A 25,532-nucleotide genomic window follows, 5' to 3' on the forward strand; every position below is an offset into this window, starting at 1 on the left:
ATCGAGCTGAAGCTGTGTCGCCTTCTCATAAGCCTGCTTGATATCCTCTTCCGAGTAACGGACGAAATCACGACTGACCTCAGTCAACCGAATTCGGGACCGCCGATAGTTCATCTCCAGCTGGTCCACCTTTTCGATCGTTTCCGCCGTTTCCTTCAATACGCTCTGGAGCTCTTGATTTAACGTAACCAGCTCGGTCCGGGCCGTGTCCAATATTTCGAACATCTGATATTTGCTGTTCTCCATCACCTGGATGGCATTTTTAATGACTCGGTCTATGATATCGGCTTGAAAGTCCACAAATGTTCTACTCCAATCCTAGCATTTCAAGTATATATCATACCATATCATGACTGGAGGGTGATGGTCTTCGTTTCCTGTTCCCATTTTACAGTCATCCCTAACTGCTCAGACACAAGTCTTAACGGGACTAAAGTCCTACCTCCTAGTACAATAGGTGCAACATCAGTGCTTTGACGCTTTCCGTTCAGAATTACTTCTTTCTTTCCTACAGTCAAATCCATCAGCACACCACCACGCATAATGGTAATCCGCTGATCGCCCGCATTCCATTTGGCTTGCCCACCAAATGCGTCCAGTACATACTTGATCGGAACATACGTCGAACCATTGCGAGTCATCGGAGCTGCGTCAATCGTTGCTGGTGTTCCATTGACTGTCATTGATTTTTGGCCGATCGTCATCTGAGCTGTTCCCTTTTTGAGTCCTTCTGTACCGACCGTTCCCGGTGTATTAAAAGAAATATTATCAAAAGCAACCTTACCTGTCTTAGCACGCTCATCCTGACCCTCAGCTACATTGACCACATAGAGACGTTTTAGCTTCGCTGGATATGAAATATTCAAACCACTCATATCTGCGTTAATCGTTTTCCAGCCGTTCCAGTCGATCACTTTAGCGAGATCAATATATGCGGTTTTGCCCTGGGCATCCTCTAACTCCGCACGCAACCAGTTCAAGCTCTTATCTCCTTTGACATCGAGCGAGATGGATGTAGCTGCCTGTTCCAGTGTCTTCCCGGATGTGCCATTTAATTGAGCGTAAGCATACATTTTACCACTGCCGTTCGTCATGTCGTAGCTTAGCTCCAGCACTTTGGAATTAGCATGGTCTCCATCTCCTTGTACAACAGCCGCTGTGCCGGTAACACCTTCCACATTTGAAGTGAAATCAACCGGATACGATACATTTTCGAAGTTTTCCCAGTTATTTGTACTTGCCCCGCCAGCGGACAGGATAACAACCGCACTGAAACCATCGTAGCGACCAATGGCATAGCCCGTTTTCACACCCGCATCCACTGTATTTACCGTAAGCTGATTGTCCTTCACACTTCCCTTAAAGCCGATGAATTCCCATTTGAGTGCATCTGACGTAATGCTGACACTCTGTCCATCTTTCGTTTTAGCTGTTATTGGTACTGGGACTTTAGCCCCTGCAGTAAGCGAGCCTGTTCCACTTCCTGCAGTAAGCGATGATATTTCATCCGCTCCAAGCACGGTGACCTTGGTTGTCGCACTGGCTGAGCCACTGGATGCTGTTAGAGTAGCAGTTCCCGGTTTGGCCCCCTTCACAACACCGCCGCTCACAGACACAACAGCCGGATTGCTGGACTTCCACGTCACTTGCACTTTCGAGGTATCAAATGGATTGTAGTAGTTGTCGTAGCCTTTAAAGGAGTAGCTTCCGGTCTGACCAATCAGCAGCGTTTTATTGCCCTTGATGGTAAAGCCTTTGAGCGTTCCTTTAGGAGCAGTGGTATATACGCCCACTCCATTGACGATGCTGCGTTGCTCTGTACCATATTCTGTATTGAAGGTAAGTCCCGCTGTCGTATCTCCTAAATTGCGAGTTACCATGGTGGTAGAGCCGCCCCCATCGAGGTTCATTCCCTTCCAAACACCAATATCTTTCATCAGTGTTTGCAGCTCGCTCAGGGATACACCAACGCTGTTCTCATTCTTCTCAACGGCAATGACGTATGCATATCGTTTGTCCCGGGAATATCCCAAAGCCGTACGCGCACGCGTCCCGCCTATACTTGTCGTACTTCGGGAAAACGAAGTCTTCTGTCCGTCATTTACTAATATGGTATGTCCACCGATCATCATCTGAAGGTTGGCAGGATCTACTTCACTCCCTGTCGATTTGACACGAAGGTGATAGTTCGTTTCTACGGTCTGTCCCACAGTTAGATGCGCTTTGGCATAATCAGCTGCTTTACCATGCGTACGTAGAATGTAGCCATCCCGCGGAACAGTCATATTCAATGTAGCATTCTCGGAGACTTGCGTAACTACGCCATTTTGTACCAATATTTCGGTAGGCGTTGTCGAACTGTTTTTTGGCCGCTCTATTGCTTTCCAAGCAGATGTATAAATATACATAGCGTTGGAGTGGCTATAGCTGCTCCCACTCGTCTCAGGCGAGTACGAAGCCTTGTTCATCCCTGCCAAAGAGAAGGAAGACCCATCTCCAGCTTTTACTGTACCTTCAAAAGTAAATTGTTCAACCATTGGCGAGCCATCCTTTGTTACAGCAAAGGCATACATCCCTGTTAAATCAGAGGGTGTAGACATCAACACGCCCTTAGATACCTGTCCACCAATCGGTGCTCCCTCACTAGAGGTATTAAAATAATCCCCGTTCACGCCAGCAACCGCACCGGTCTCTTTTGCCATACCGCCTGTGCTCTGACGGGTCGTAAACTGTCCGTTCTTCCCTGTCATGACATCCAGTTTTACGTACGGATTTTGCAAGTCTACTCGAATGATATCAGCCAGCGCTGTTCCTTTAGACCCTTTAAAACGATATTTCAATAATGTTGCGCCCGAAGTAATGATCTCCTCATCCAATTTTACCGTTGAACCGGAGGCAGCACTCGCGATTGGAGCAGATATCCAATTATTTAACGGAATTAGAACCCCAGTTCCAGCAACCGGACCGACCCATAATACTCCTGCTAGCGTTAAAACAGCCCATCTTTTAGCAATTCCTTTGCCATCTACTTTCACTTTGCTCTGTTTTCTATTACTTAAAAACATTTGGACAATAGCTCCCATCTTCTTTGTATTCAAACGGATTAATCCGCACGTGACTCTACCAATAAACAAAAAAATCCTCTTATGTTAATAGACTTATTATAAAGGCAAAAGTTCCGAAATACCGCCAACTAATTCATAAAATCCAAAACAGTGAATTGACGAATGCAATATGGGCGCACTATAATACACATGAACTTATGAGTTCAATTTAAACCAAATGGTTCAAACTTGATTATATGACCCTATCGGAAGGATTGATATTCATGAAAAAACAACGGGCCATCATCGTGCTCACTTTATCATTGAGCCTCGCCATTGCCGGATGTTCAACCGAAAAAAAAGATGCCGCTTTAGGTTCATCGGCACAGCCAACCGTTGTGCGCACCACAATTGTGAAAAATTCACCGCTCCATACTGCCTATGACTTGTCAGGTACCCTTCAGGCTTATGAGGAACGTACACTAGCCTTCCAAAACGGAGGTACCGTCGCTAGCGCAGAGATTACAACCGGCACTCTTGTCCAAAAAGGTACAATCATTGCCCGTCTAGATGATGCTGACTATAAGCTACAAGTTGCACAGGCAACAGCCTCGATCCAAGAGGCTCTAGCCGGTATAGATAACGCACAGGCTAACCTACAGGCAGCTAACTCTGCAATTCAATCTGCCGATGCTGGTATTGCGAATGCTCGTGCAAATGTCAGCAAGGTCAACAAGGGTGCGCGCGCTCAGGAAAAACAGCAAGCGAAAGTCACTGTCGATAAGGCACAAAGCGCCTATAACAAGGCCAAGGCGGATAGCGAGCGGACACAAAAGCTGTTTGAGGCCGGGGCAGCTACCGCATCGGATAACGAGAACGCCCGCTTGAATGCTACCACTGCTCTTCAAAATCTGGAGCAAGCGAAAGCTTCCTTATCTCTTTTGCTGGAAGGGGCCACAGCCGAAGAGCATCAATCTGTCCAAGCTTCCTTTCAGGATGCGATTGCAGGTAAAACCAAAGCTCTTGCAGCCAGCGAACAGGCTGAAGCTTCCCAAAAACAAGCGCGTGCCAATTACGAAAAAGCCCTTGTCGCCAAGGACCAGGCAGAGCTGGCACTGTCACGCACCCGTTTAACTTCTCCCGTGAACGGCGTAATCTTAGACAAAATCGTGAATACAGGCGATTTGGTCGCGTCAGGCCAAGCGGTTTATCGCGTAGGCTCCATTGACCGTCTCAAAGTACTGCTTCCCGTACCAGACAGTGAAATTAAGGATTGGAAAAAGGGACAACAGGTACAGGTAGCGCTCTACGAAGAAACTCGTCAAGGTACGGTGTCCAACGTCTATCCTTCAACTAGCACTGATACAGGTAGGGTTAACGTAGAGATTGTCATTGCCAATCCAAAGCGAGACTGGTTACCTGGCCAGGTCATTAAAGCTGCGCATCAGGTGACAGACAAGAATGGCATTCTTGTTCCTGCGGAAGCGGTCATCAACACGGGAAGCAAGCCCTTTATTTTCAAAGATGTTCATGGAAAAGCGGTTAAAACCCCTGTACAGCTTGGCAATCAGGTTGTAGAAAACCAATTGCAAATTGTATCTGGACTCCGTGAAGGGGAACGCATTGTCGTTAAGGGGGCGGAGAACCTGTTTGATGGAAATGCAATTCAGTCGGAGGAAGGCGGACGCCCATGATTGAGTACATTGTAAAAAAACGAAAAATTACATTACTGTTTTTTGTCATGCTGATTACAATCGGGGCTTTCGGTTTTTTCCAGTTACCACAGCAGGAAATGCCCGACGTGACTATACAGAACGCTACGGTCACAACCGTCTACCCCGGTGCTTCGCCACAAAAAGTAGAACAAACCGTAACTAAAGAGCTGGAGAAACGCATCAAGGAAGTTGAAGGGGTTAAAACGATTAATTCGACCTCTGGGAACGGATTCTCATCTATTTTAATCGAATCCAAAAATGGAATCGATCCTCAAACGGTTTGGGATAATATGCGTAAAAAAGTGCAAGATGCACAAGCTGATCTTCCTCAAGGCGCTGAAGTGCCTGTTGTAAATGACAAGCTGACCAGCTCATTTATCGGCTCTTATGCCCTGACTGCCGATTCAACTGCACCCCTGTATAAACTAAATGATTTGACCACCACCTGGAAAGATCAACTTAATACAATTTCCGGCGTATCCAGTGTCAAATTCAATGCTCTTCCCGATCAGGAAGTACGTGTTCATATTGACAACCAAAAGCTTCAGCAATATCAATTATCGTGGGGACAAGTGGCTCAAGCGATCCAGTCTCAGATGGATCGGGTTCCTACTGGTAATATTGAATACAACGGACGAACCTATCAACTCGTTGTACGTGAGACCGAAAAAGCTGATGAATTAAATCAGGTCATTTTAACACGTACCAAAGAAGGTAACCCTGTTTATTTAAGAGATATCGGTACAACTGAGCTGGCACATCCTGAAGCAGAATATTTCGCTTACGTAGAGGGTAAGCTGGCCATTACACTGAGTATTGGAGCGGAAACAGGCACAGACATCCCTTCTATGAGCGAAAAGGTCAATAGCAAGCTCAAAGAGCTGGAGAAAACACTCCCTGCGGGTGTTCACTTACAAACTCTTTTTGCACAAAAGGATCAGGTAAGCCATATTTTTGACGACTTAAAGCGTGAAACGATTCTGGCCATTGCGGCTGTTATTCTTGTTTGTATGTTGGGCCTGAATTTACTCACCTCAGCTTTTGTCGCGCTGGCAATCCCTATTTCGGTTTCGATTGCCATTATCTTTTTGCCTATGTTCGGCATTACTCTAAATCAAATTTCCGTTGTCGGTCTGATCATTGTACTCGGCATACTCGTCGATGACGCTGTAGTGGTAAACGATAATATTGAGCGCAGACTTACGGAATTAGGGGAACCGCCCTCTGTTGCAGCTATAAAAGGTACCAAAGAGGTCATGCTGTCTATTTTGGTTGCAACATTGGCCACGATCTCTGCCTTTGCTCCATTGTTGTTCCTTCCCGGAAATGTAGGTGCCTTTATTAAACCCATTCCCGCTATTGTTTCTCTGGCCATGTTAGCTTCTATGATCATGTCTCTCACGATCATCCCTATTTTTCGAGAATGGTATGAGAAACGCAGACAGACTCGTCACCCTCAGGGGAAGTCTAAACCAGTAGGCTTGCTCGGTCAGCAGATTCATTCTTTAAACAAGCTTTATTCACAACAACTGATGCCTAAAGTCATTCAGCGTCCCTTGCTGACGGCTATGGTTGGACTTATGCTTGGAACAGCCGCTTATGGATTAGTTCCTTTTACATCGGTTGAGCTTTTCCCTGAATCGGAAGATCCTCATGTTGCTTTAAATGTAAAAATGCCTGAAGGCACTTCGATTGCGGAAACCGACCAGGTCGTTAAGGATCTTGCAGGCTGGATTAAGAAGCAACCTGAAACTTCCAAGGTCGTTTACAGCGCTGGAGGGCCTGCTCCCCAACTGTTTAGTGATATTAATAGTGCGGGTGGAAATATTACTTATAACGAAACCGTAGGTCAGATAGCTGTTGTCGGAAAAGAGAACGTATTCGATCTCAATTCGACAGTTGATGCTTGGGAACAACATGTTAAAAAATCCTACCCTGGCGTTACGGTTACCATGTATGTGCCCCGTCTCGGGATTCCGGTAGGTAAGCCTGTTTCTATTCGTATCTCCGGTCAGGATCTGAATGAACTGCAAACCCTTGCCCAAAAAGCAAAAGAGCAGATCGCAACAGTAGAGGGCACAACAGGCATCGTAGATGACGTAGGAATTGAACGATATGCCCTCGAGCTTGAGGTCAACAAGCAAGCAATGGATCAGTATCTCGTAAGCTACACCGATTTGACTCGTACTCTTCTTCTATTAAAAGAAGGAGCTCAAGTTAGCCAATTTGATACGGGAAGCAGTCTGGTAGATATCAAAATGTATTTGAATCACAGTAACGAGGAGCCAAGTAAGCTTTTCCAACAATTAAGTGTAGTGAATGCAGCTGGAAAGCAAATTCCATTAAACCAACTTGTACAGATTAAACCGTCATTTGCTATTCAGCAAATCAAGCATTACAATATGGAGCGGACGATTACAGTCGAGGCCGACTTGAACGGACGAACAGCAAGTGAAGCCATGGTAGATGTGGAAAACAAACTGGCACAGATGAAGTTCCCTGAAGGCTATAAGTGGGAGGTAGGCGGGGAAACATCCGATCAGTCCACCATATTTGGGGATTTAGGGAAGCTGGCAATCGTGGTAGTCCTACTCATTTTACTCTTGATCACAATGCAGTTTTATTCACTCTCCATTCCTATTATTATTATGACGACCGTATATCTAGCAGCAGCTGGCGGGATTATTGGCATTTTTCTGACTGGTATGCCCATTGGTTTTATGAGCATCATGGGAATTATCGCACTCGCGGGTATTGTGGTCCGGAATGGGATTGTCTTAATTGAATTTATCGAGGATGCAAGACATGAAGGAATGGATTTAAAGGAAGCTGTTATACAAGCAGCCACGGCTCGCTTCAGACCGATTTTATTGACGTCTCTGGCTGCCATTGTAGGTATGATTCCGTTAGCACTATTGGGAAGTCTGCTCTTTAAGCCATTGGCGTTCACCGTCATTTTCGGTTTGTTATTTTCGACCTTGTTAACTTTGTTTGTGGTGCCATCTTTGTATATGATCGTGGCTAAGTACAAGATGCACCGGCAACTCAAAAAACAGCAGCGCACAGTTATTACTCATGACCAACCTTTGTAACGTATGAAGTAGTGATTTCGCATGCTGTCGAGTGGGTTCCTGGAGGGAGTATGTATGGAAAGTAAAAAAAATGATATTTTACAGGCGGCCATTCGGCTGTTCTCCAGAAAAGGCTATTATTCGACGTCTGTTGAGGAGATCGCCAAAGAAAGTGGGATGGCAAAGGCATCCTTCTATAAATACTTTCAAGGGAAAGAAGAATTGCCTTTGGAAATGTGTATCATTCTGGAAAATAATATTGAACAAGACATCCGGGCACTCTACAGTAAACCTGACCTGTCTAAACATGATAAACTGCACGATTTTATTGTTCTCTACCTGAAAAATCTTGTTGAAAACAAAGTGTATCTCATGATGGATCTTCCTGAACCGTCCATGCTTATTTTTCAGAATGAACAGATCAACGGCGCGTTCGAGCAGCATGAATACAAATTGTACAAATGGGTACGTGACTGCCTAATTGATATTTTTGGAACAGCTATCGAAGATCATGCATGGGATATAACCTTTGTGCTTAAAAGTATTGTGTTTGAGTATATTCGCTTTTTTGCCGATCGGATGAATGATGAAACAATTGAACGTCTAACACAGTTTATCATCTTCTTATCCAGCTCCCTGGCAGCCAGCCTGAACGGTTCCGATCCTGCTCCCCATTTGTTCTGGAGCAAGCAAGGCTGGTTACCCGAAAGTATACTAAGTAGTCCTTTTGACCAAGGTCGCCAGATAAACAGCCTTCTTCATTCTCTAGAAGACAGTATACTGCTGTCTTCGTGGAACTCAGAGGAGAAGCAGGAATGTCAGCAAATCTACGTCCTATTAAAGGAAGAAGCACTGAAAGCGAACCCTCAAAAAGGCCTCTTAAAAGCTCTTTTTGCGTATTTGGAGCAACATAAGGAAGTTCAAAAGGTATGTCGTTTGCTCAAAAATTTATTGGGTCTTGCACCAGTATCCGAATAGTCGAGCGGCATTAAGTACATCGTGGTAAGTTCAAGTGGAGCATATCAAAAAAAGACTGTTCATGCATAGCATAAACAGTCTTTTTTTGATTAATGTGTTATTCTGATGACATACGATTATAAGCCCGCTTGCTCTCTCAGAATTTCAGCTTTATCTACACTCTCCCATGGTACATCCAGATCAGTCCGTCCAAAGTGACCGTAAGCAGCGGTTTGCTTATAAATTGGGCGACGTAGATCCAACATGCGAATGATGCCTGCTGGGCGTAGATCAAAGTTATTTCGGATCAGCTCAACGAGTTTTTCATCACTTACTTTTCCTGTGCCATATGTATCGACGTTAATCGAAACAGGTGTAGCTACCCCGATGGCATAAGCAAGCTGAATTTCCACCTTGTTTGCCAATCCAGCTGCCACAAGGTTTTTCGCTACATAACGAGCAGCGTAAGCAGCAGAACGATCCACTTTAGTTGGATCTTTACCCGAGAATGCACCCCCGCCATGACGAGCATAACCACCGTACGTGTCCACAATGATTTTGCGACCTGTCAGACCTGCATCCCCTTGAGGACCACCAATTACAAACCGTCCTGTCGGATTAATGTAGTATTTGGTTTGATCATCCAGTAATTCAGCAGGAACAACTGGCAAAATGACCTTTTCTTTGATATCTGCCTGAATTTGCTCCAAAGTAGTATCTTCTGCATGCTGCGTCGAAACCACAATGGCATCAATACGGACAGGTTTTCCATTCTCATACTCTACCGTTACCTGAGTTTTACCATCTGGACGAAGGTAATTCAGTGTTCCATCCTTGCGCACTTCAGACAAACGTCGTGCGATACGGTGAGACATAGCGATAGGCAGAGGCATCAGCTCAGGTGTTTCATTCGTAGCAAAACCGAACATTAAACCTTGATCCCCAGCACCGATGTTTTCTGTTTCCTTATCTACTTCAGCAGGATCACGGCTTTCTAGGGCAGCGTTAACCCCTTGAGCAATGTCTGGCGACTGTTCATTCAAAGAAGTCAGTACAGCGCAAGTATTATAGTCAAAACCATATTTTGCACGTGTATACCCAATTTCCTTAATCGTATTACGAACAATGGATGGAATATCCACATATTCCGACTTGGAGCTGATTTCACCAATGACAAGAACAAGACCGGTAGCAACCGAAACTTCGCACGCTACCCGAGCATTAGGGTCATTAGCCAAAAAGGCGTCCAATACAGCATCGGATATCTGATCACAAATTTTATCCGGATGGCCTTCTGTTACAGACTCGGACGTGAACAAATGGCGACCTTTTACAGACATGAATTTCAACCTCCCATAATTAAAATACATGAGGATTAAAAAAAAATCCTAACATGGTATGGCATTATTCAGTTACCTTCATCGCAACAAATGACAGAAGATATCTTTTACACCTGATTAACAAAAAATGAACCTTTTCCGGTAGGAAAAGGTTGCGTACAAGCCTCAAATGCCATGATATCCTATTTAAAACAAGGTGTCAATTCATGTCATCCAAATAACAACATTCGATAATAAACGGAGTTTACATGCAAACCATCTTCGATTCACATGTAAATAACACCATTTTATACCTATTATTCATTTTTGGAATTGTATCAATAATTACAGTTTATAATGTACCAAATTCAGATAAGCTTCGTTCAGCGGATTGAACCAATCGTTTAGTAATTTCTCCGCCAACAGAGCCATTTTGTCTTGAAGTTAAATCGCGCCATGCAACATTTTGACCTCCTGTAAACTCTCCCAATTCTGCTGCAAATTCACTGTCAGCATTCGGATGTATATGTGCATATTGAGGATTATAAACAGGCAACCCAAACTCGGCAGCAATTTCATACTTCAAATCATCCAACCTGGCACGGCTTTCAGGAATTAATCGTCTTTGACCTCTTGACGCCATCGTATAAACCCTCCACTCCATGAAATGATTTTTCATGAGGTTAGTGTGCAGTGTTTAAAGTCAACTTAGCCAAGAACAATTTGTTATCGCAAACAGTATTTAAGAAAAAGAGTACCTTAAAAAGAGATAGGCACCAGTTATTGAACAGTATAGCCGCCTCGTACCATAACGACCAGGCCAAACTTCTGCCCTTCTTTTACTTGAATACCTCTTCCTTCTCTAGGAAACGATAATAAATGATTTTTTTCGACAGCCTGGTTATGAACAATTTCCGTTCCAGAAGTAATATCAATAGCACCGCTGGCATCCATGCTGTACACAACAGCATTTCCATTACGTAAAATAAATTCTGCTCCTGCTTTGGCGATCAGTTTCTGACCAGGCTTAATATCAACAACCTTCAAAGCCTCTGTCTGCTCCACCGTTGAGCTTTTAGCTGCATTCGAGGTTCCTGAAGACGTAGAAGAAGTAGTGTTTGTTGCTGGAGCAGTCGAACTAGCTGTTTTACTACTCGTGCTGCTTGACGATACCCCACCTTTGACGGCTTGAGCAATTTTTTGGTCAACATAGCTTTTGGTTACGACTGGATCGTCAGCTGTTCCAGGTTGTCCAGAACTGGAGGCTCCATTAACTGAATTGTTCATTAAGGAGCCAGCCACAATTCCTCCTCCAATTAAAACAGCAGCTAACGATACTTTATAGCGTGATTTCATAAAATCCTCCTACTGCAGGTTATGACAAGTATTAGGTTAGGCTAAAATTACTGCGCTCCAGAAGCAGCACCCTGTAAAACCCAAGGTTTTCCATATGCCATCTTCAATGTATCAATGCTTGTAACTATATCTTCAGCCTGTTGCTCAGCAGTAGTCACTTTTAGATTAGCTTCGTAAACCTGAAGCTCTGTAGCCAACCCAACATCAAATTGCTTCTTAGCCATATCAGCCGCACTTCTTGCACTTACTAAACCAGCTTGGATCTGTGAGTATTGGCTTTCCAATGCTTTAATGTTGTTATAAATCGTTCTCACAGCTTCTTCCAACTGTCTCTTTGTGCCTTCTGTAGCATACTGAGCTTTTTCAACATTAAGTTGTTCAGCTTCATAAGGGACATTTCCTGGAGTATTAAAGTTATACAATTTCAGACTCAATTCAGCCAAATCCACTTTTTGCTCACTCAACCAAATAGCAGTACTGCTAGTAAGTACTTGGCTTACTTTTGTCTCCACATTATCTTTAAACTCAGAATAAACAGGCTTATCCTTCAATTCGTAACGTTGCTCTGGTTTGTAGCCAATCACTTGGTTCAACGATACATAAGCACTATCCAGTTCTTTTTTAGCTTTTTCCAAAGCAGCTTGATTTTGCGTTAACTGATTCGACGCTTGGGTAACCTCATAATCACTCGACATTTGATTATCTCTCTTGATTTGTGCAACTTTAAGCTTACGTTCAGCATCCTCAATATTCAATGCTGCTAACTTAACAGCATTTTGCTTTTGAAGAAGTTTGTTATATAGATCTTTTACATTATATTCAATACCTTCTTTGGTCATTTCCAGGTTTTTTTTGGCTGCCTCATAATTAAGATTCGTTTGGGCATAACCTTTAAAAGCCTTGTCTTGTGCTTCATTACCTGCCTCTGCTGGAATAAAGTTAATATCCTTGCCCGCTTCTTTCATAATTTTACCAGTTTGATCAATGGTCGTTTCTGCTGTTTTCACTGAAGTACTATCAGCAATAGCCAGTTTGACTGCATCATCATAGGTCAAGGAGTCATTATAGTAGGTATCATAAGTAACTTTAGTCACAGGAGCTGCGAGAGGCTTACTAGACAAGCTATTCGTTTCATTAGTGCCACCATTTGCTTGATTCGAAATTGTCACTGTTCGTGAATTCTGATCCCAAATTACTTTGGCGCCTAATGATTGGCTTACAAAACGTAAAGGAACAAGTACCTGACCCTTTTGAATTTGAGTTGCTGCGTCAAGCTGTACTGGCTTACTGTTTTTATAAGCAAGTTTAGAGCCATTATTTAAAGTTAATGTATCGTCGTTTTTAGATGCTGTTACTTTTTTAGCCTTACTGTCCCACTCCACTTGCGCTCCTAAGCTTTCAAAAACGCCCCGAAGAGGTACCAAGGTTGTATTTTGACTAACTACCGGAGGCTGTGTATATTGCTGAGTTACACCGTTAATAATAACCTTTATATCCCCTGACTGAGCTCCTGCAAGATTGGCAAACGTAGAAGTGAGAACCAATGTGGATAATACGACCACTGCAAAACGTTTCATAATTTCTCTCCTTTGTCAATAAGACTAATAAAAGAAAAGGGCTCCAAAAGGAACCCTCTTCTCATCTAATTCAGTTAACTCAAAAGAGTTGCTCTAAAATTAGTTGTTGTTTTCAACAGTTACTGTTTTAGCAGTTGCATCATAGTTGATGGATGCATTCAGCGCTTTACCAACCCAAGAAATTGGCAGTACAGTACGGTTTTTGTTAGTTACAGCTTTAACGTCCATGCGAATCACAGTACCGTTAACAGTCAACAGGTTAGTGTTCAGTTTGATTTGAGCAACAGTATCACCCTTGATCAGAGTAACTGTGGAAGTTGCTTTGTCAAACAGGATGTTTTGTGGGGATACACCCAAAGCTTCAGCTGCATAACGTACTGGCAAGTAAGTACGTCCGTTTTGAGCATAAGCAGCTACATCAGCTGTTTTAGTTTCGCCGTTCACAGTGTAGGAAGTGCTTCCCAGTGTGAAGACAGCTTTAGTTTTAGTAGCACCTGGAGCTGGAGTTCCAACAGTTGCGATTGCTACCTCAGCAGCTGTAGTGTTGTTGTCTTTCCAGTTTTGAGTGTTGTCAGTTGCGCCTTTGTATGCAGTGTAAGAAACTGCGCTACCTTTCAGCTTAGCAACGATGTCACCTTGAGCTACAGTACGGTCAACAGTCAGCTTAGGAGCAGAGATTGTGATTGTACTTGGAGTAGCAGATTCACTGTCGATGTAGAAGCTCAGACGGCCTTTGTTGCTTTCGCCGTAAGTATCAGTAGATACGCTCTTCACTTTAACGTCACCAGCTGTAACTTTTACTTCTGGAGTAGAAGCAAAACGTACGCCTGTTGGCAATTCCAAGATTACTTCACGGCTACCGTCTTTCTTAACGAAAGCTTCTTTAGCAGCTTCAGTGATTGTGATATCGCCAACTTGTTGATCGCCCAGACCGATTGTCAGGGTTGGTTTGGAAGCAGCCGCCAGAGTAACTGCTTGTTTCACAGTTGCAACCTTAACAGTACCGCTCAGACCTTGGCTACCAGCAACATCAACGTTCAGATCGCCAGAGAAACCTGGTTGCGTTGCAACTTCAACGTTTTTCAGTTTCAAAGTACCAGCGTCAGTTGTACTGTTAGCACTATTGAAAGTCAATTTCAAAGTACGTTTGTCAGAGTCAGTGTAGGAAACTTCTGCTCCACCCAAACCGTTAGTGTTCTCCATAGAACCAGAGAAGTTACTTCCTGGGTTGTTGCTTTCAAAAGTTGACTGCCAACGAGCACCTTCAGGCAGACGCAAAGTTACAGTACGTCCTTTTACGAAAGAACCAGCAACAGTTTCTTTAATTGTTACATCACCAATTTTTTGCTCATCATGACCAGCAAGAATTGTTGTTGGAGTAGCAACAGAAACGCCACCACCGATTTGACCATAGCTACCAACTACGAGGGAGCTAACGTCAGTTGTTGCGTTACCAGAGATACTAACAGTAACATCGCCTTCTTTAGCGCTGTTTTCATCATCAACATAGAATCCTACAGGCAATTGGAAAGAAGTTTGCTCACTACTTACTTTGTCCAAAGACAAAGTCAAAGTATCGCCATCAGTAGAATATTTTACATTTTCCGGTTTGATATCAGTACCGAACAGAATAGTAGCTGCGGATTTAGGAGCAGAATCCCATTTAAAACCGCTAGGCAATTTCAACTTAATGTTGTTATTCCCCAAAGAACCAGCTGTTTCTTCTTTTACTTTCAAAGTTGCAGTGAAGTTTTCTTCACTGGAAACAGTGTCAGCAGCAGACAAAGAAATTTGGCCGGAAGAAACCACGTTACCAATCACTACTTCACCACTAGTCAAACCGCTTGCGGAAGCAGCATCAATAGCAACTTTGATTGGTCCATTGCTAGGTCCAGTAACATTGATTTTACCAAAGTTCAGGTAAAGATCAGCAGCATCAGCAGAGTTACTGAAATTCAATTCAACTTTTGCAGATTTGTTAGTCAACTTAGTAACTACAACTGCATTTGCATCATTATAACCAGTGGATTCACGGTTTTCAGCATCATCATTATCTTTCGCATCAAGATATACACCCAAACCATAAGTAGCATCAGTAGCAGTCTTTACGCGACTAACACCGTTTCCAGCGCCAGCAAATTCAAAGCCTTTTGGCAATGTTACTGTAAACGATGCACCAGGTCTGATGGAAGCTTGGCTAATGCTAACTTTTGCTCTACCCAATTCAACATTAGATTGTGCACTGGAACCAATACTAGGATTATTCAGGTTTGTAAAGCTAGAAGCTGCATGGATAGCAGTTGGTGCAGTCAATGCTGCGATTGGAGCTGCTACACCAGCAACCAATGTTGCTGTTGCCAGCACGTTGATCATTTTTTTGTTAAACTTTGTCATAACCTTTTTTTCTCCTCCTTGAATATAAACAGAAATATTATTTTTGTCTTTTTGTCGGATCTTGTCACTCATCAGTCGTTACACCTCCTTTCCGAGCTTTATGAGAACCCTTATAAAATGATATCTGTGACAATATCACAGAAGCTTGGAATCTAGTTGAAAGAAAGCGTCCATTTATGACGTACTCCAGTATTATACAATGTGATAACAATGCAGTAAAGATTTTTTTTAGCGAATTTTGTCTTTACGCTTTTGTACCCCTTTGTTTCATACTCACCCAATTAGACGTAGCATGGGTTCAAAAAGTTGCGTCTGTTTCAAAAAAAATTTTATTTTTTTTGATTATGTATTCCGCTTTCCACAGTCATAATTATACTCCTCAACCTGTTCCTCCGTCATCCTACAACTTTTACCTTCTCCACCTTAAATGTACAAGGGTTATTTCTTTACATTTAATTAGGTCTCTAATGGAGTATATTCGTTACGAATTATCGATAGAATACATAAAGTACATAAAGACTATAGATTTCTTAGAAATCTAATACTCTAATACACTTTAAATAGTAGAAATGACGGAGAACATCAGTTTAATGTAAATATAACGAAACGAAACAAATTATTTTACTACATTAATCTTTGCACCATCTGAAAGCAAACTTACGCCTTTAACGACGACATTTTGTCCCTCAGTAAGCCCCTTGGTTACCTCAACCTGTTTGGCACTTTCCTGACCTGTCTGCACTTCTACGCGCTTCGCGACAGTTCCCTCCACTACATAGGCATACTTCTTCCCTGCCTGCTCTGTAATGGCATCCTGGGATACCAAAATATTTTTAGGAGCTTCTGACTTCATATATACAGTTACAACCATGCCTGACTTCAATTCCCCAGAACCATTAGGAACCGAAATCTCGACAGGATATGCCTTGAGGTCATTATCCATTACGGGATTGACGGCAGTTACTCTAGCTTCTATGCGCTTATTCAATGAATCCACACCTACAGTTACAGACGAACCTACCTGCAGCTTCAGAAGCTCTGATTCAGAAACGTTGACTTTAGCTATGATAGGATTGGTATTTGCAATTGAAACAACTGCAGATTGCGCACTAACCATTTGTCCTTGGACTCCTGTGACTACCGATATCGTGCCGGAAATCGGAGCTTTGACTACAGCATCCACCAGTTGGCTACGTGCTGTGTCTAAACTCGCTTTAGCTTGATTTACAGACGCACGCGCTACGTCTATGCCCGTTTTTTGTTGTGCAAGACGCAATGATTTCTGGGCATTGTTATAGGTGGTTTGCGCACTTTCCTTGGATGTTTGTGCATTGTGCAGTGCAATCTGTGCATTCTCCACCGCAGTTTGAGCCTTTCGATACGCTATTTGGGACTGTTCTAACTCAGATTGAGATAGAGCGCCCGCACTAAACAACTGTTGGTTGCGATTAAGCGTATTTTGAGCATCACGCACGGAATTCTGAGCATCAACCAAACTGGTCTGAGATTGAGTAATGGAATTGTCTTGCTGTACAAGCGCACTTTTGGCTTGATCCACACTGGACTCCGCCTGCTGCACAGATTGTGCTGCGCCTGACTCAGCCTGTTTTAAGTTGGCCAAGGCAACCTGGTACGATTCCTGAGATTGCTTAATCGAGTCCTGAATATCCTTTTGGTCTATAGTAAACAATGTGTCGCCTTTGTTTACTTTTTGCCCCACTGTAAGATTGATACTTTGAATTTTTCCGCTAATTTTCGGAGATACTTGGGCCGTCTCTTTCGGAGCAAAGCTCCCAATAATGCCTGTTGAGTCGTTAATACTACCTTTCGCCGCTTTGGCCACTTGAACCGGAATGGCTTGCTGCGCCGCAGTTGGTGCAGCAGGAGCCTCTCCCCCGCCACAACCCGCTAATGCAACTGATAAAAGCAAAGTTGTAGCAATCAGAGCACTTTTTTTATTCATTATGTTTCTCCACCTCACCTTATATATGAACACTTTTTTGTAGTTTCGCTTCTTTTTTTAGTTGTCTCTTTGCTTGTCTTTTCAATTTCCGATCTTTACGTTTTTGTATCATATTATCTAGGATAACGTAGACTACAGGAATAAGAATCAATGTAATAACTGCAGCAAAGGATAACCCGAATACAACAACTACTGCCATTGGTGCTTGTGTTTCGTTACCACTGCCTGTAGCAAATGCCATTGGAAGCAGCGCTAGTACAGTAGCCAGTGTCGTCATTAAAATCGGACGTAACCGCTCTGACGCTCCATGAACAATGGCTTCATCCCGATCTTCGCCTTCTTTTCGAAGCTGAATTATAAAGTCAATCATAACAATCGCATTATTGACGACCAAACCGACGAGCATAATGTAACCGGTAAATGCTGAAACACTGAGGCTCGCTCCCGTTACAGCTAAACCGATAAGTACACCAATTACAGTTGGTGGAACAGAAAACATAATAACAAATGGTGTAAGCAACGATTCGAACTGTCCTGCCATAACCATATAGATCAGCACGACTGATAGCAAAATAGCTATCCCTAAGTTCATAAAAGATTCCACCATTTGTTCATTTTGTCCGCCACCCGTATCTGCACTATAGCCTTCTGGGAAGTGAGTACTCTTCAGAAGAGCATCTATTTTCTGATTAATGGTAAGAATATCCCCTGTTCCGTCAATATCAGCTGTAATCTGTACTTGACGAGTTTGGTTTTCACGAGTAACAGTATCGGGCACACTCCGTTTATCAATACTTGTTACTGATGATAAAGGAACATCAATCCCCTGCGAGGTGGTAATACGCAAGGCTTGCAGAGATGATAGATCATGGCGGCTTTGCTCTGGCAACGATATCTTCACATCAATCTGATCATCACCCGTACGATAGCTTGTAGCGGCTGATCCATTAAATGAAGTATTAACTGCAGATAAGATTTGGGTTGCCGACAAGCCATATCGACTAGCAAGCTCCCGATTAACGGTAATCTCATATTCTTCACGAACAGCACTCAAGCTACTTTTGACATTAACGGTACCCGGTATTTTTTTCACATCCGCAACGAGATTGTCCGAGAGTTCACGCAGGACATCCATATCGTCACCTTTTAAATTAATGTTAACAGCCTTTCCACTCGAAAGACCTGTTGCAGATGTCAGTGTAATCTCTGCATCTGGAATACTAGCAAATTTCTTACGAAGGCCTTCAACCACAGCGTCTGTTGGCTGATGCCCATCCTTCAGCGTTACACTTATATCTGCCGAGTTGGCTGGGGCTGCACCTGAAAAGCCTGAGTTGCCACCAGAACCAACCGTGACTGTCATTTTATCTAGATCAGAAACTTTCAAAATTTCTTTCTCTATACCTTGAACTACCTTTTCCGTTTCTTCCAAGACTGTTCCATTCGGAAGTTTCACATTAATCGAAAATTCACCAGTATCAGATTCAGGGATAAATTCAGCCTTAACCATAGGGATCAGAGTCCCAGCTGCCACAAATATTAATACGGTAATGATTAAAACAGATTTTCGATGATTAATTCCCCACTTCAGTACACGTCGATATCCACCCTTAAATTTCTCGAACCCGATATTAAACCACACAATAGGGTTAATACCTTTATAAGTACCTGAAGAGTAAATGGATTCATCTGGTATGGTAGGTAACCAACGTGAGCTAAGCATTGGCACAATTAGAAGGGATACCAGCAAAGCAGCGATGTGAGAGAAAATAACAGTTAATGCCAACGGTTTAAATAGAACTCCTGCAATACCGTCAACAAAAACAACGGGTAAAAATACCACAATCTGTGCAAGTGCAGATGCCATAACCGCATTGCCTACTTGCTTGGAACCATCAATAGCCCCTTGTAGCATGCTTTTTCCTTCATGTCGCTGCCTAAAAATGTTTTCAATAATAACAACAGCAAAGTCGACAAAGGATCCTAAACCCAGAAGCAAACCGCTCAATGAAATAACATTTATGGTTTGTCCGGTAAAATACATCATCATAAACGTTGCTACGAAGGAAATTGGAATAACAATCGCAGCAATAATAGTAGAACGTATACTGTTCAAAAATAATAGCAATACGATGGCAGCAATAATAAGTCCCAATATAGCATGCTCTATCAGCGAGTGCACTGAGTCTCTAATAGGTTTGGAAGCATCTGTAACCATCTCCAACTGAGTTCCAGAAGGTAACTCTTTCCGTATTGAATCTAAGCTTTCCTTCACAGAATTTGCGATTGAAAGAGTATTTCCACCTGTAGCCTTAGTAACAGAAATATTAATACTTGGCTTCCCATTGAAGGTAGAAATAGTTGTTACATCCTCGACGGAGTCCTCAACTGTCGCGATATCCTTCAATTTCACGCTTCCCTTGCCTACAGGGATTGGCGTTTCACCCATTTCTGAAACAGCTTGATATTCACCTTGAACCCGAAGCTGGATTTGTGTACTGCCACGATATACAGAACCCGCAGAACCAGCAACATTGTTAGCCGATAGCGCTTGGCTGATTTGGTCCAGCGTAATACCAAAGCTTTGGAGCTTAGCCTGATCTACTGTGATCTTTACGAGTCGCTCTTGGCCACCTGACATATTAGCTGCAGCTACTCCTGCAATTCTTTCAAGCCGCGGCTCGATAATATCCTTAGCAATAGGCTTCAGCTTGTTTATATCCTGATCACCTGTAAAAGCGAGGGTTATAACTGGTGTTGCGTTAAGATCCAATTTAAGTACGCGCGGCGAATTTGCCGCCTTAGGAAGAGAGCCTCTAACCCCATCGATCTTATCTCGCATATCGAGGGTTGCCTGGTTTATATCTACTCCCCAGTTAAATTGAATCATGACCATGGATGTTCCTTCCGAAGACTCGGACATGATCGTATCCACATTCTCGATAGAAGCCAAACTCTTTTCAATAGGTTTAGTAACCAATTCCTCAACTTCTGTAGGTGTTGCATTTGGAATGCTGGTCACCACTGCAGCGTATGGCAGCTTCATATCCGGCATTTGCTCTACAGGAAGCCTTAGCGCAAAGATACCGCCCCCGATTAATAAAGCAATAATTAACATAAATACTGTTACAGGACGGCGTATTGAAAACTGAGACATCTCATCACTCCCCACTCACTTCTCTATGTAATATTTAAGCACACACATCCTCTACTACGATGAAATAGGCGTAAAGTTTCAGATAAATGCGCAAAAAAAACATATAGAAAAATAATAAACACATTTTGAGATAAAATCTTAAAAAAAAGCAATTAATAACAGTCATTAAAGGCAAATCTAAAACGAAAAAAGCCATAGTGCTTATCCAAAGTTTTCATCTCTTTGATATTATGGCATAGGCCCTTAATTCCAGTCAAATAGCTGATTTACAAAAAACATCCCTCTCATGTATATGAAAGGGAATTTCCATTTCTCATGGAGGGATGTTTAATAATATCAGGTTGTTGAAGGATTAAATTTTAGGAAGCAGTTTTTTATCTGCCATAACTTTAGCTACAATAATTGCTGCATCTCCGCGCAAGGTCAAGGATGTAGGGTTAAACATATATCCTTTTTTCGGATCACTTGCATCTACAGGAGAGCCTGTGATAAAGCCTTTCTTAGCAATAGCCAATACAGATGCTTGTGCATAGTAGTCAATCTTGTCCGCATCTTTAAAGGTCTTGGATAGATTTTTCATGATCTTGTCATGATCTGTTTCCAGCTTCAAATTCAATGCCTTGGCGATAATGACCGCTGCATCTTGACGTGTGATTACATCTTCCGGCATAAAGATTCTTGGTTGGGAACCTTTGACAATCCCAGCACGTGCAGCTGTTTCAATATAACGATAATCGTAGAGCGCGTCTGCGGATATCGTATTTGGAATAGACACGTCGTCGAAATGCTTCGCTCCGCTGAAATTAAGCGGAATTTGCAGACCTTTGACAATCATCGACGTGAATTCGCCTCTTTTAATGTAGCTGTCAGGTCCAAAGCTATTGATTGGATCCATTGGGTTCATAACACCTTTAGCCAAGATCGCTTCGATGTAATCTCTGGCGTACTTGTGCTTAATGACATCACTATATGTTTCTCCAACCTTAGCAACTACATAATAACCGAAACGATCAAACGGCACTTTAATGGTATGTTTCTTCGGATCCACCACACCACCAATGTTCTGCCAATCCTTCAAATCAGGATCAAAAAAGAACACTGTCATTTGTTTCCCTGCATCCTGAGCAATACTGCTATCATACGTCAACGTCAATGTAGCACGTTTGGAAGGTACTAGCTCGTTGGATGGGTCACGCCAGTAGAAGTTTTTAATCTTGCTACTGTCATTTTGCGATTTGTTTGCCAATTGATATGGATCGGCACCATACGTTACCGGATCGTAAGCATCTGTTTTGATATCATCCGCTGTACCTGGGTCAATCCAGAATACTGGACTGGACTTGGTAAAGCGACTTGGGAAATCTCTGTTGAAGTATCTACTTCCATCTGCAATCAAGCTCTGCATGTCGGACAACGCTTTTTCAGTTTCAAATTCATGACGGTCTACCACGCCATCTTCGCTATTTGCAATCGCAAAGTACAAAGTATGGCCAGAGAAAACCTGGTTTTTGAATTGCTGCGGTTGATCGTAATCACGACGAATCAGGCTCGTTCCCTTCGCGAAAGCAAGTGTAAGATTACCATCAAACACTTTGTGCGATGTTTTCATCGCTTCCATGTACTGCTCGCCAGGAATATTAGTAGGCACATATTTAACAGTAATGGTTTGTTTTAGTTTTTCCTTGCCTACTGTAACCACTACATCAATTTTATTATCTTTGTTAGCTTTTAGACCTGTAACGATGGCTTTATAAGCTGATGGGTAATCAACAGTGCCATCATAATCAGAGTCAAAACCTTCTTGAACCGCTGTTTCCTTACCTACTGTAACACTATCTGCATTACCTGCGTTTACAATAACTTGCACAAAGTTTTGATTCACGATCCGTTTTTCAGGAAGCGGACGCAAGATATCAAAAGATGTGGATTGACCGGATACTTGCAGTCGGAAAGTAGCAAATGGTCCGCTCTTGCCACTGTTGTACAAGGTAATGTTGTAAGCTACTGGCGTTCCATCTTGCGAAATAGTCTGGTTTTTCAATACAAAACTGAAGTACTTTTTGTCCGGATGATAGTATACGAGCAGGTCTTTCAAATCTTTGCTTGTAAACTTATCCGTAGTAGCACCGGAGTTGTATGCCGTTTTGGCATCTTCTGCTGAGAAGAACTCGTTATTCAGCGTCCAGTTTACTTCACTGTCGTCTGATCCCTTAATCTCTAAAATGTATTGATCTTTATTGGCAATGTCACTTAACGAACCACTCACCTGATCTGCTTTACCCAAATCAGCAATACTGAAAGTACCAAAGATATTGATATTTTTCAGAGATGTTTTGTAGTTGGTGTCATCTACTTTAGTGAAATTTGCATCTTTTGCTTTCGGTGCAATTTCGCTATATTTCGGCGTATTGCTCAAGCCGCTAACAGGTGTAAAAGGAATAATACCCTGTGTGTTTGGAACTGGAATTACTGGAATATTCGTTTGTGTAAAGTTTACTTTTACCGTATTGCTATATTCAATACCTGGCTTAAACACAAACTTGATTTCATTATTCCCGTTTGCCAGTGCGTTGGCAGCCGCATCATAGGAGGAAGCAGCCAGCTTAAAGTTTGCTCCTGAGCCATCAAGGTCAACTAATACATTGTTTACATACAAGAATACATTTCGGTTACTACCAGTGTAGTGAATATCAGCTGCATTACTCACATCCAGCAATTTACCTTTAAAATAACCCAATTGATTCAGTTTATACGTATTTAGGTTTGCACTCGATGTATTCAACGGAATTTGTTGACCATCATAAATCGTATCGTATTTCATGAATGGTCCCTGCAATAAGTTTACAGTCGCCTTGATCAGTTTGCTTGAGTCACCATTCAGGTAGAAATTCAGGACGTTTTGTCCTTCTTTAGGCAAAGTATCAACGTAAGCAACAATTTTCTTCACTTGTGTTGCCTTACCATTGATTGTCCGAATCACATCTTGGGGTGAACCCACGGTATGAACGGATACACCAGAAAGCTCGTTAATGGAACTAGGCGTACCATTAACAATGATAAATTCCATACCTACAGGTACAGATGGAGCATCTGTAGTCTTGTTCTTCATAGAACTACCAGTTAATTTCATAGCTTCATCAATGGCAGCTGCTTGATCAGACCCGCTACCATTGATTCGATTCAACAGCTGATTATTAAAATCAGGGAGAAAGTTCACGTCATCAATATAAGGCTGAGTGCTGCTTCGCAATGTAAATTGCACCGCAGATGCATTCGAACTCGATCCATCTGTAAACCCTACACTCAGGGATGCACGAATCAAGTGGTCTGTTACGATGCCATCAGGTACAGTTACCTGGAACGGATATACTTTGTAACCATTAGATGTAACAACATTGGCTGTATCAATCGTAGCATCAATTCCATTGGTATCCCCAATGGCGCTACCGTTATTGCTTACATCCGTAAATCTAGCATTAATTTTGCTCACTACTGGATCAGTTGCTCCGGAAGGAACCAGAACATTACCTTTCAAAACTACACCGCTGGTAGACGATACGGTAAAGTCAGGCGAAGTCGTCAGATCAGCAGACACATTGCCGTCCTTATTTAAAGTCAAATCAGAAAATTCAGGTTTACCCGTATAAATCGTGATTTCACGTGTAACTGTAAGAGCCTGAGTTCCGTTATTCACTTTAATCGTCACTATATTTTTACCCGGAGTGAGCACAACACTACCTGTTAATTTATAGCCGGTATAAGAGGAAACATTATACGTATTACTACTTTTTGTAGAAGTGAGCGTTACACTGTCAGCATTAGGAGCCGTCCCTTGAATCACTACTTTCACGTCATCCGAGCCGCTATTTCGCGCGTCTGTCAGCACCGCTGTCTGATTTTCTACTAACTGCTGGGTTTGGCCATTCAGCGTAGCAGACAGATCATACAGCTTAGGTCCATCCTGATACTCAATGTAAATGGAATCCTTCATTTCGGCCGAATTTTGACTGCTTTGGAATGTAATTCGGTTCAAACCAGGAAACAGTTTAATGTCTGAAATTTGAATCGTAGAGCCATTTACTGTAATTCCGCCCTTTTGACTCTCATTTTTATTAACTACCGTAAGGTTTGTTCCATTTTTAGAGAGTTGGAATACACTATACGATATAGTACTCCCATTCACTCCGTTGATCGTACCGTTAACTGTAACACGGTCTGTGTTTACCATTCTGGCCGAATCCGCATCATATTTTTCATTTGGAAAAATGAAATAAGTTCCTGTCGCAGCATGAGCCGTACCTACCAGGGCCGCCGGCACCAAGCCAATGATGAGACCAACCGTCAGCAACATGGATAGCAATCGTTTCAAATCATTGTCCTCCTTTGATTCTGTCGCACCTTGGGGTACGTAATCATTCGTTACTATTTTTATCGGTAGCCAACATACAAAAAATTAGTAAATTCTCAAAAAAGGAGGGAGTTTTTTTACAGCAAACAACAAAAAAGCCTTCAAACCCGCGGTATACCGCCAAGCTTGAAGGCTTACATTTGAATTAAAATTATAATTTCGATCGCGTCTGGGAATCTGGCTTAGCCAACAACCGAATTAGTGTGTTAATCACAGGACGTTTGGTTTTTCCAACAAGACCAATAACCTCTGCACCGATCTGTAGGAAGAACATCATGATACATATCACGACAAAAGTAACCCAGTTTGCTTCATTAAGTGCAGCCGATGACTGAATCACGGCCAAAATACCGAAAAATACAGCAATACCGTAGATAATCAATACCGTCTGTCTGTGACTGAAACCTAGTTCGCGCAAGCAGTGATGCAAATGACCTTTATCCGGTGAGAATATCGGTTTTTTCTGCAACTTGCGACGAATAATTGCAAAGAATGTATCTGACAAAGGCACACCGATAATAATCAATGGCGTAATAAATGATACGATAGCAATTTGCTTGAAACCAAGCAT

Annotated in this window: 12 protein-coding genes and 2 pseudogenes; 3 read left to right on the top strand and 11 right to left on the bottom strand. The window is 42.5% G+C overall.

Features of this window, described 5'->3' with window-relative positions; all coding sequences use genetic code 11:
• Positions 1–300 (bottom strand): annotated as a pseudogene (locus AC5V8P_RS07145) (histidine kinase); the annotation flags it as partial.
• Between the two features lie 47 nt (positions 301–347).
• A complete protein-coding gene (locus tag AC5V8P_RS07150) occupies positions 348–3,065 on the bottom strand; it encodes a stalk domain-containing protein (protein WP_064797827.1) in 2,718 nt (905 codons plus the stop codon).
• 263 nt (positions 3,066–3,328) lie between these two features.
• On the opposite strand from AC5V8P_RS07150, the gene AC5V8P_RS07155 reads away from it, so the two are divergent.
• From AC5V8P_RS07155 to AC5V8P_RS07165, 3 genes are read left to right on the top strand one after another with little or no spacing between them, the layout of a single operon-like run.
• Positions 3,329–4,738: an efflux RND transporter periplasmic adaptor subunit gene (locus tag AC5V8P_RS07155; RefSeq protein WP_064797802.1), complete on the top strand. Its 1,410-nt coding sequence runs from the start codon at positions 3,329–3,331 to the stop codon at positions 4,736–4,738.
• The gene (locus tag AC5V8P_RS07160) at positions 4,735–7,851 is read left to right on the top strand and encodes an efflux RND transporter permease subunit (RefSeq protein WP_064797801.1); all 3,117 of its coding nucleotides are present in this window, start codon (positions 4,735–4,737) and stop codon (positions 7,849–7,851) included. The genes AC5V8P_RS07155 and AC5V8P_RS07160 overlap by 4 nt, the downstream gene beginning before the upstream one ends.
• Positions 7,852–7,905: 54 nt before the next feature.
• The gene (locus AC5V8P_RS07165) at positions 7,906–8,808 is read left to right on the top strand and encodes a TetR/AcrR family transcriptional regulator (protein ID WP_064797800.1); all 903 of its coding nucleotides are present in this window, start codon (positions 7,906–7,908) and stop codon (positions 8,806–8,808) included.
• A gap of 116 nt (positions 8,809–8,924) precedes the next feature.
• Here the strand turns inward: AC5V8P_RS07165 and metK are convergent, their stop codons facing one another.
• The 9 genes and pseudogenes from metK to AC5V8P_RS07210 all read right to left on the bottom strand — a co-directional run.
• Positions 8,925–10,127, bottom strand: a complete 1,203-nt coding sequence (gene metK, locus AC5V8P_RS07170; RefSeq protein ID WP_064797799.1) for a methionine adenosyltransferase — start codon at positions 10,125–10,127, stop codon at positions 8,925–8,927.
• A 331-nt stretch (positions 10,128–10,458) separates the two neighbouring features.
• Entirely contained in the window at positions 10,459–10,749 is a 291-nt protein-coding gene (locus tag AC5V8P_RS07175; RefSeq protein WP_063212248.1) for an alpha/beta-type small acid-soluble spore protein, read from the bottom strand.
• Positions 10,750–10,886: 137 nt separating this feature from the next.
• On the bottom strand, positions 10,887–11,462 hold the full coding sequence (locus AC5V8P_RS07180) for a hypothetical protein (protein WP_064797798.1): 576 nt from the start codon (positions 11,460–11,462) through the stop codon (positions 10,887–10,889).
• A 47-nt stretch (positions 11,463–11,509) separates the two neighbouring features.
• The gene (locus AC5V8P_RS07185; protein ID WP_064797797.1) at positions 11,510–13,039 is read right to left on the bottom strand and encodes a stalk domain-containing protein; all 1,530 of its coding nucleotides are present in this window, start codon (positions 13,037–13,039) and stop codon (positions 11,510–11,512) included.
• Between the two features lie 99 nt (positions 13,040–13,138).
• On the bottom strand, positions 13,139–15,505 hold the full coding sequence (locus AC5V8P_RS07190) for a copper amine oxidase N-terminal domain-containing protein (RefSeq protein WP_064797796.1): 2,367 nt from the start codon (positions 15,503–15,505) through the stop codon (positions 13,139–13,141).
• Between the two features lie 544 nt (positions 15,506–16,049).
• A complete protein-coding gene (locus AC5V8P_RS07195) occupies positions 16,050–17,396 on the bottom strand; it encodes an efflux RND transporter periplasmic adaptor subunit (protein WP_064797795.1) in 1,347 nt (448 codons plus the stop codon).
• A 19-nt stretch (positions 17,397–17,415) separates the two neighbouring features.
• Positions 17,416–20,553, bottom strand: a complete 3,138-nt coding sequence (locus AC5V8P_RS07200; protein WP_064797794.1) for an efflux RND transporter permease subunit — start codon at positions 20,551–20,553, stop codon at positions 17,416–17,418.
• Positions 20,554–20,905: 352 nt separating this feature from the next.
• Positions 20,906–24,922 (bottom strand): S-layer homology domain-containing protein, encoded by a 4,017-nt coding sequence (locus AC5V8P_RS07205; protein ID WP_064797793.1) that lies wholly within the window; start codon positions 24,920–24,922, stop codon positions 20,906–20,908.
• Between the two features lie 190 nt (positions 24,923–25,112).
• Positions 25,113–25,532 (bottom strand): annotated as a pseudogene (locus AC5V8P_RS07210) (undecaprenyl/decaprenyl-phosphate alpha-N-acetylglucosaminyl 1-phosphate transferase); the annotation flags it as partial.

The organism is Paenibacillus sp. N119s (assembly GCF_059447605.1).

Bases quoted from the DNA above. Each gene is read 5' to 3' on its own strand.
- AC5V8P_RS07165 (WP_064797800.1), top strand. From the start codon at position 7,906: ATGGAAAGTAAAAAAAATGATATTTTACAGGCGGCCATTCGGCTGTTC.
- AC5V8P_RS07160 (WP_064797801.1), top strand. From the start codon at position 4,735: ATGATTGAGTACATTGTAAAAAAACGAAAAATTACATTACTGTTTTTT.
- metK (WP_064797799.1), bottom strand. From the start codon at position 10,127: ATGTCTGTAAAAGGTCGCCATTTGTTCACGTCCGAGTCTGTAACAGAA.
- AC5V8P_RS07190 (WP_064797796.1), bottom strand. From the start codon at position 15,505: ATGAGTGACAAGATCCGACAAAAAGACAAAAATAATATTTCTGTTTAT.
- AC5V8P_RS07150 (WP_064797827.1), bottom strand. From the start codon at position 3,065: ATGTTTTTAAGTAATAGAAAACAGAGCAAAGTGAAAGTAGATGGCAAA.
- AC5V8P_RS07175 (WP_063212248.1), bottom strand. From the start codon at position 10,749: ATGGCGTCAAGAGGTCAAAGACGATTAATTCCTGAAAGCCGTGCCAGG.
- AC5V8P_RS07180 (WP_064797798.1), bottom strand. From the start codon at position 11,462: ATGAAATCACGCTATAAAGTATCGTTAGCTGCTGTTTTAATTGGAGGA.
- AC5V8P_RS07185 (WP_064797797.1), bottom strand. From the start codon at position 13,039: ATGAAACGTTTTGCAGTGGTCGTATTATCCACATTGGTTCTCACTTCT.
- AC5V8P_RS07200 (WP_064797794.1), bottom strand. From the start codon at position 20,553: ATGTCTCAGTTTTCAATACGCCGTCCTGTAACAGTATTTATGTTAATT.
- AC5V8P_RS07155 (WP_064797802.1), top strand. From the start codon at position 3,329: ATGAAAAAACAACGGGCCATCATCGTGCTCACTTTATCATTGAGCCTC.
- AC5V8P_RS07195 (WP_064797795.1), bottom strand. From the start codon at position 17,396: ATGAATAAAAAAAGTGCTCTGATTGCTACAACTTTGCTTTTATCAGTT.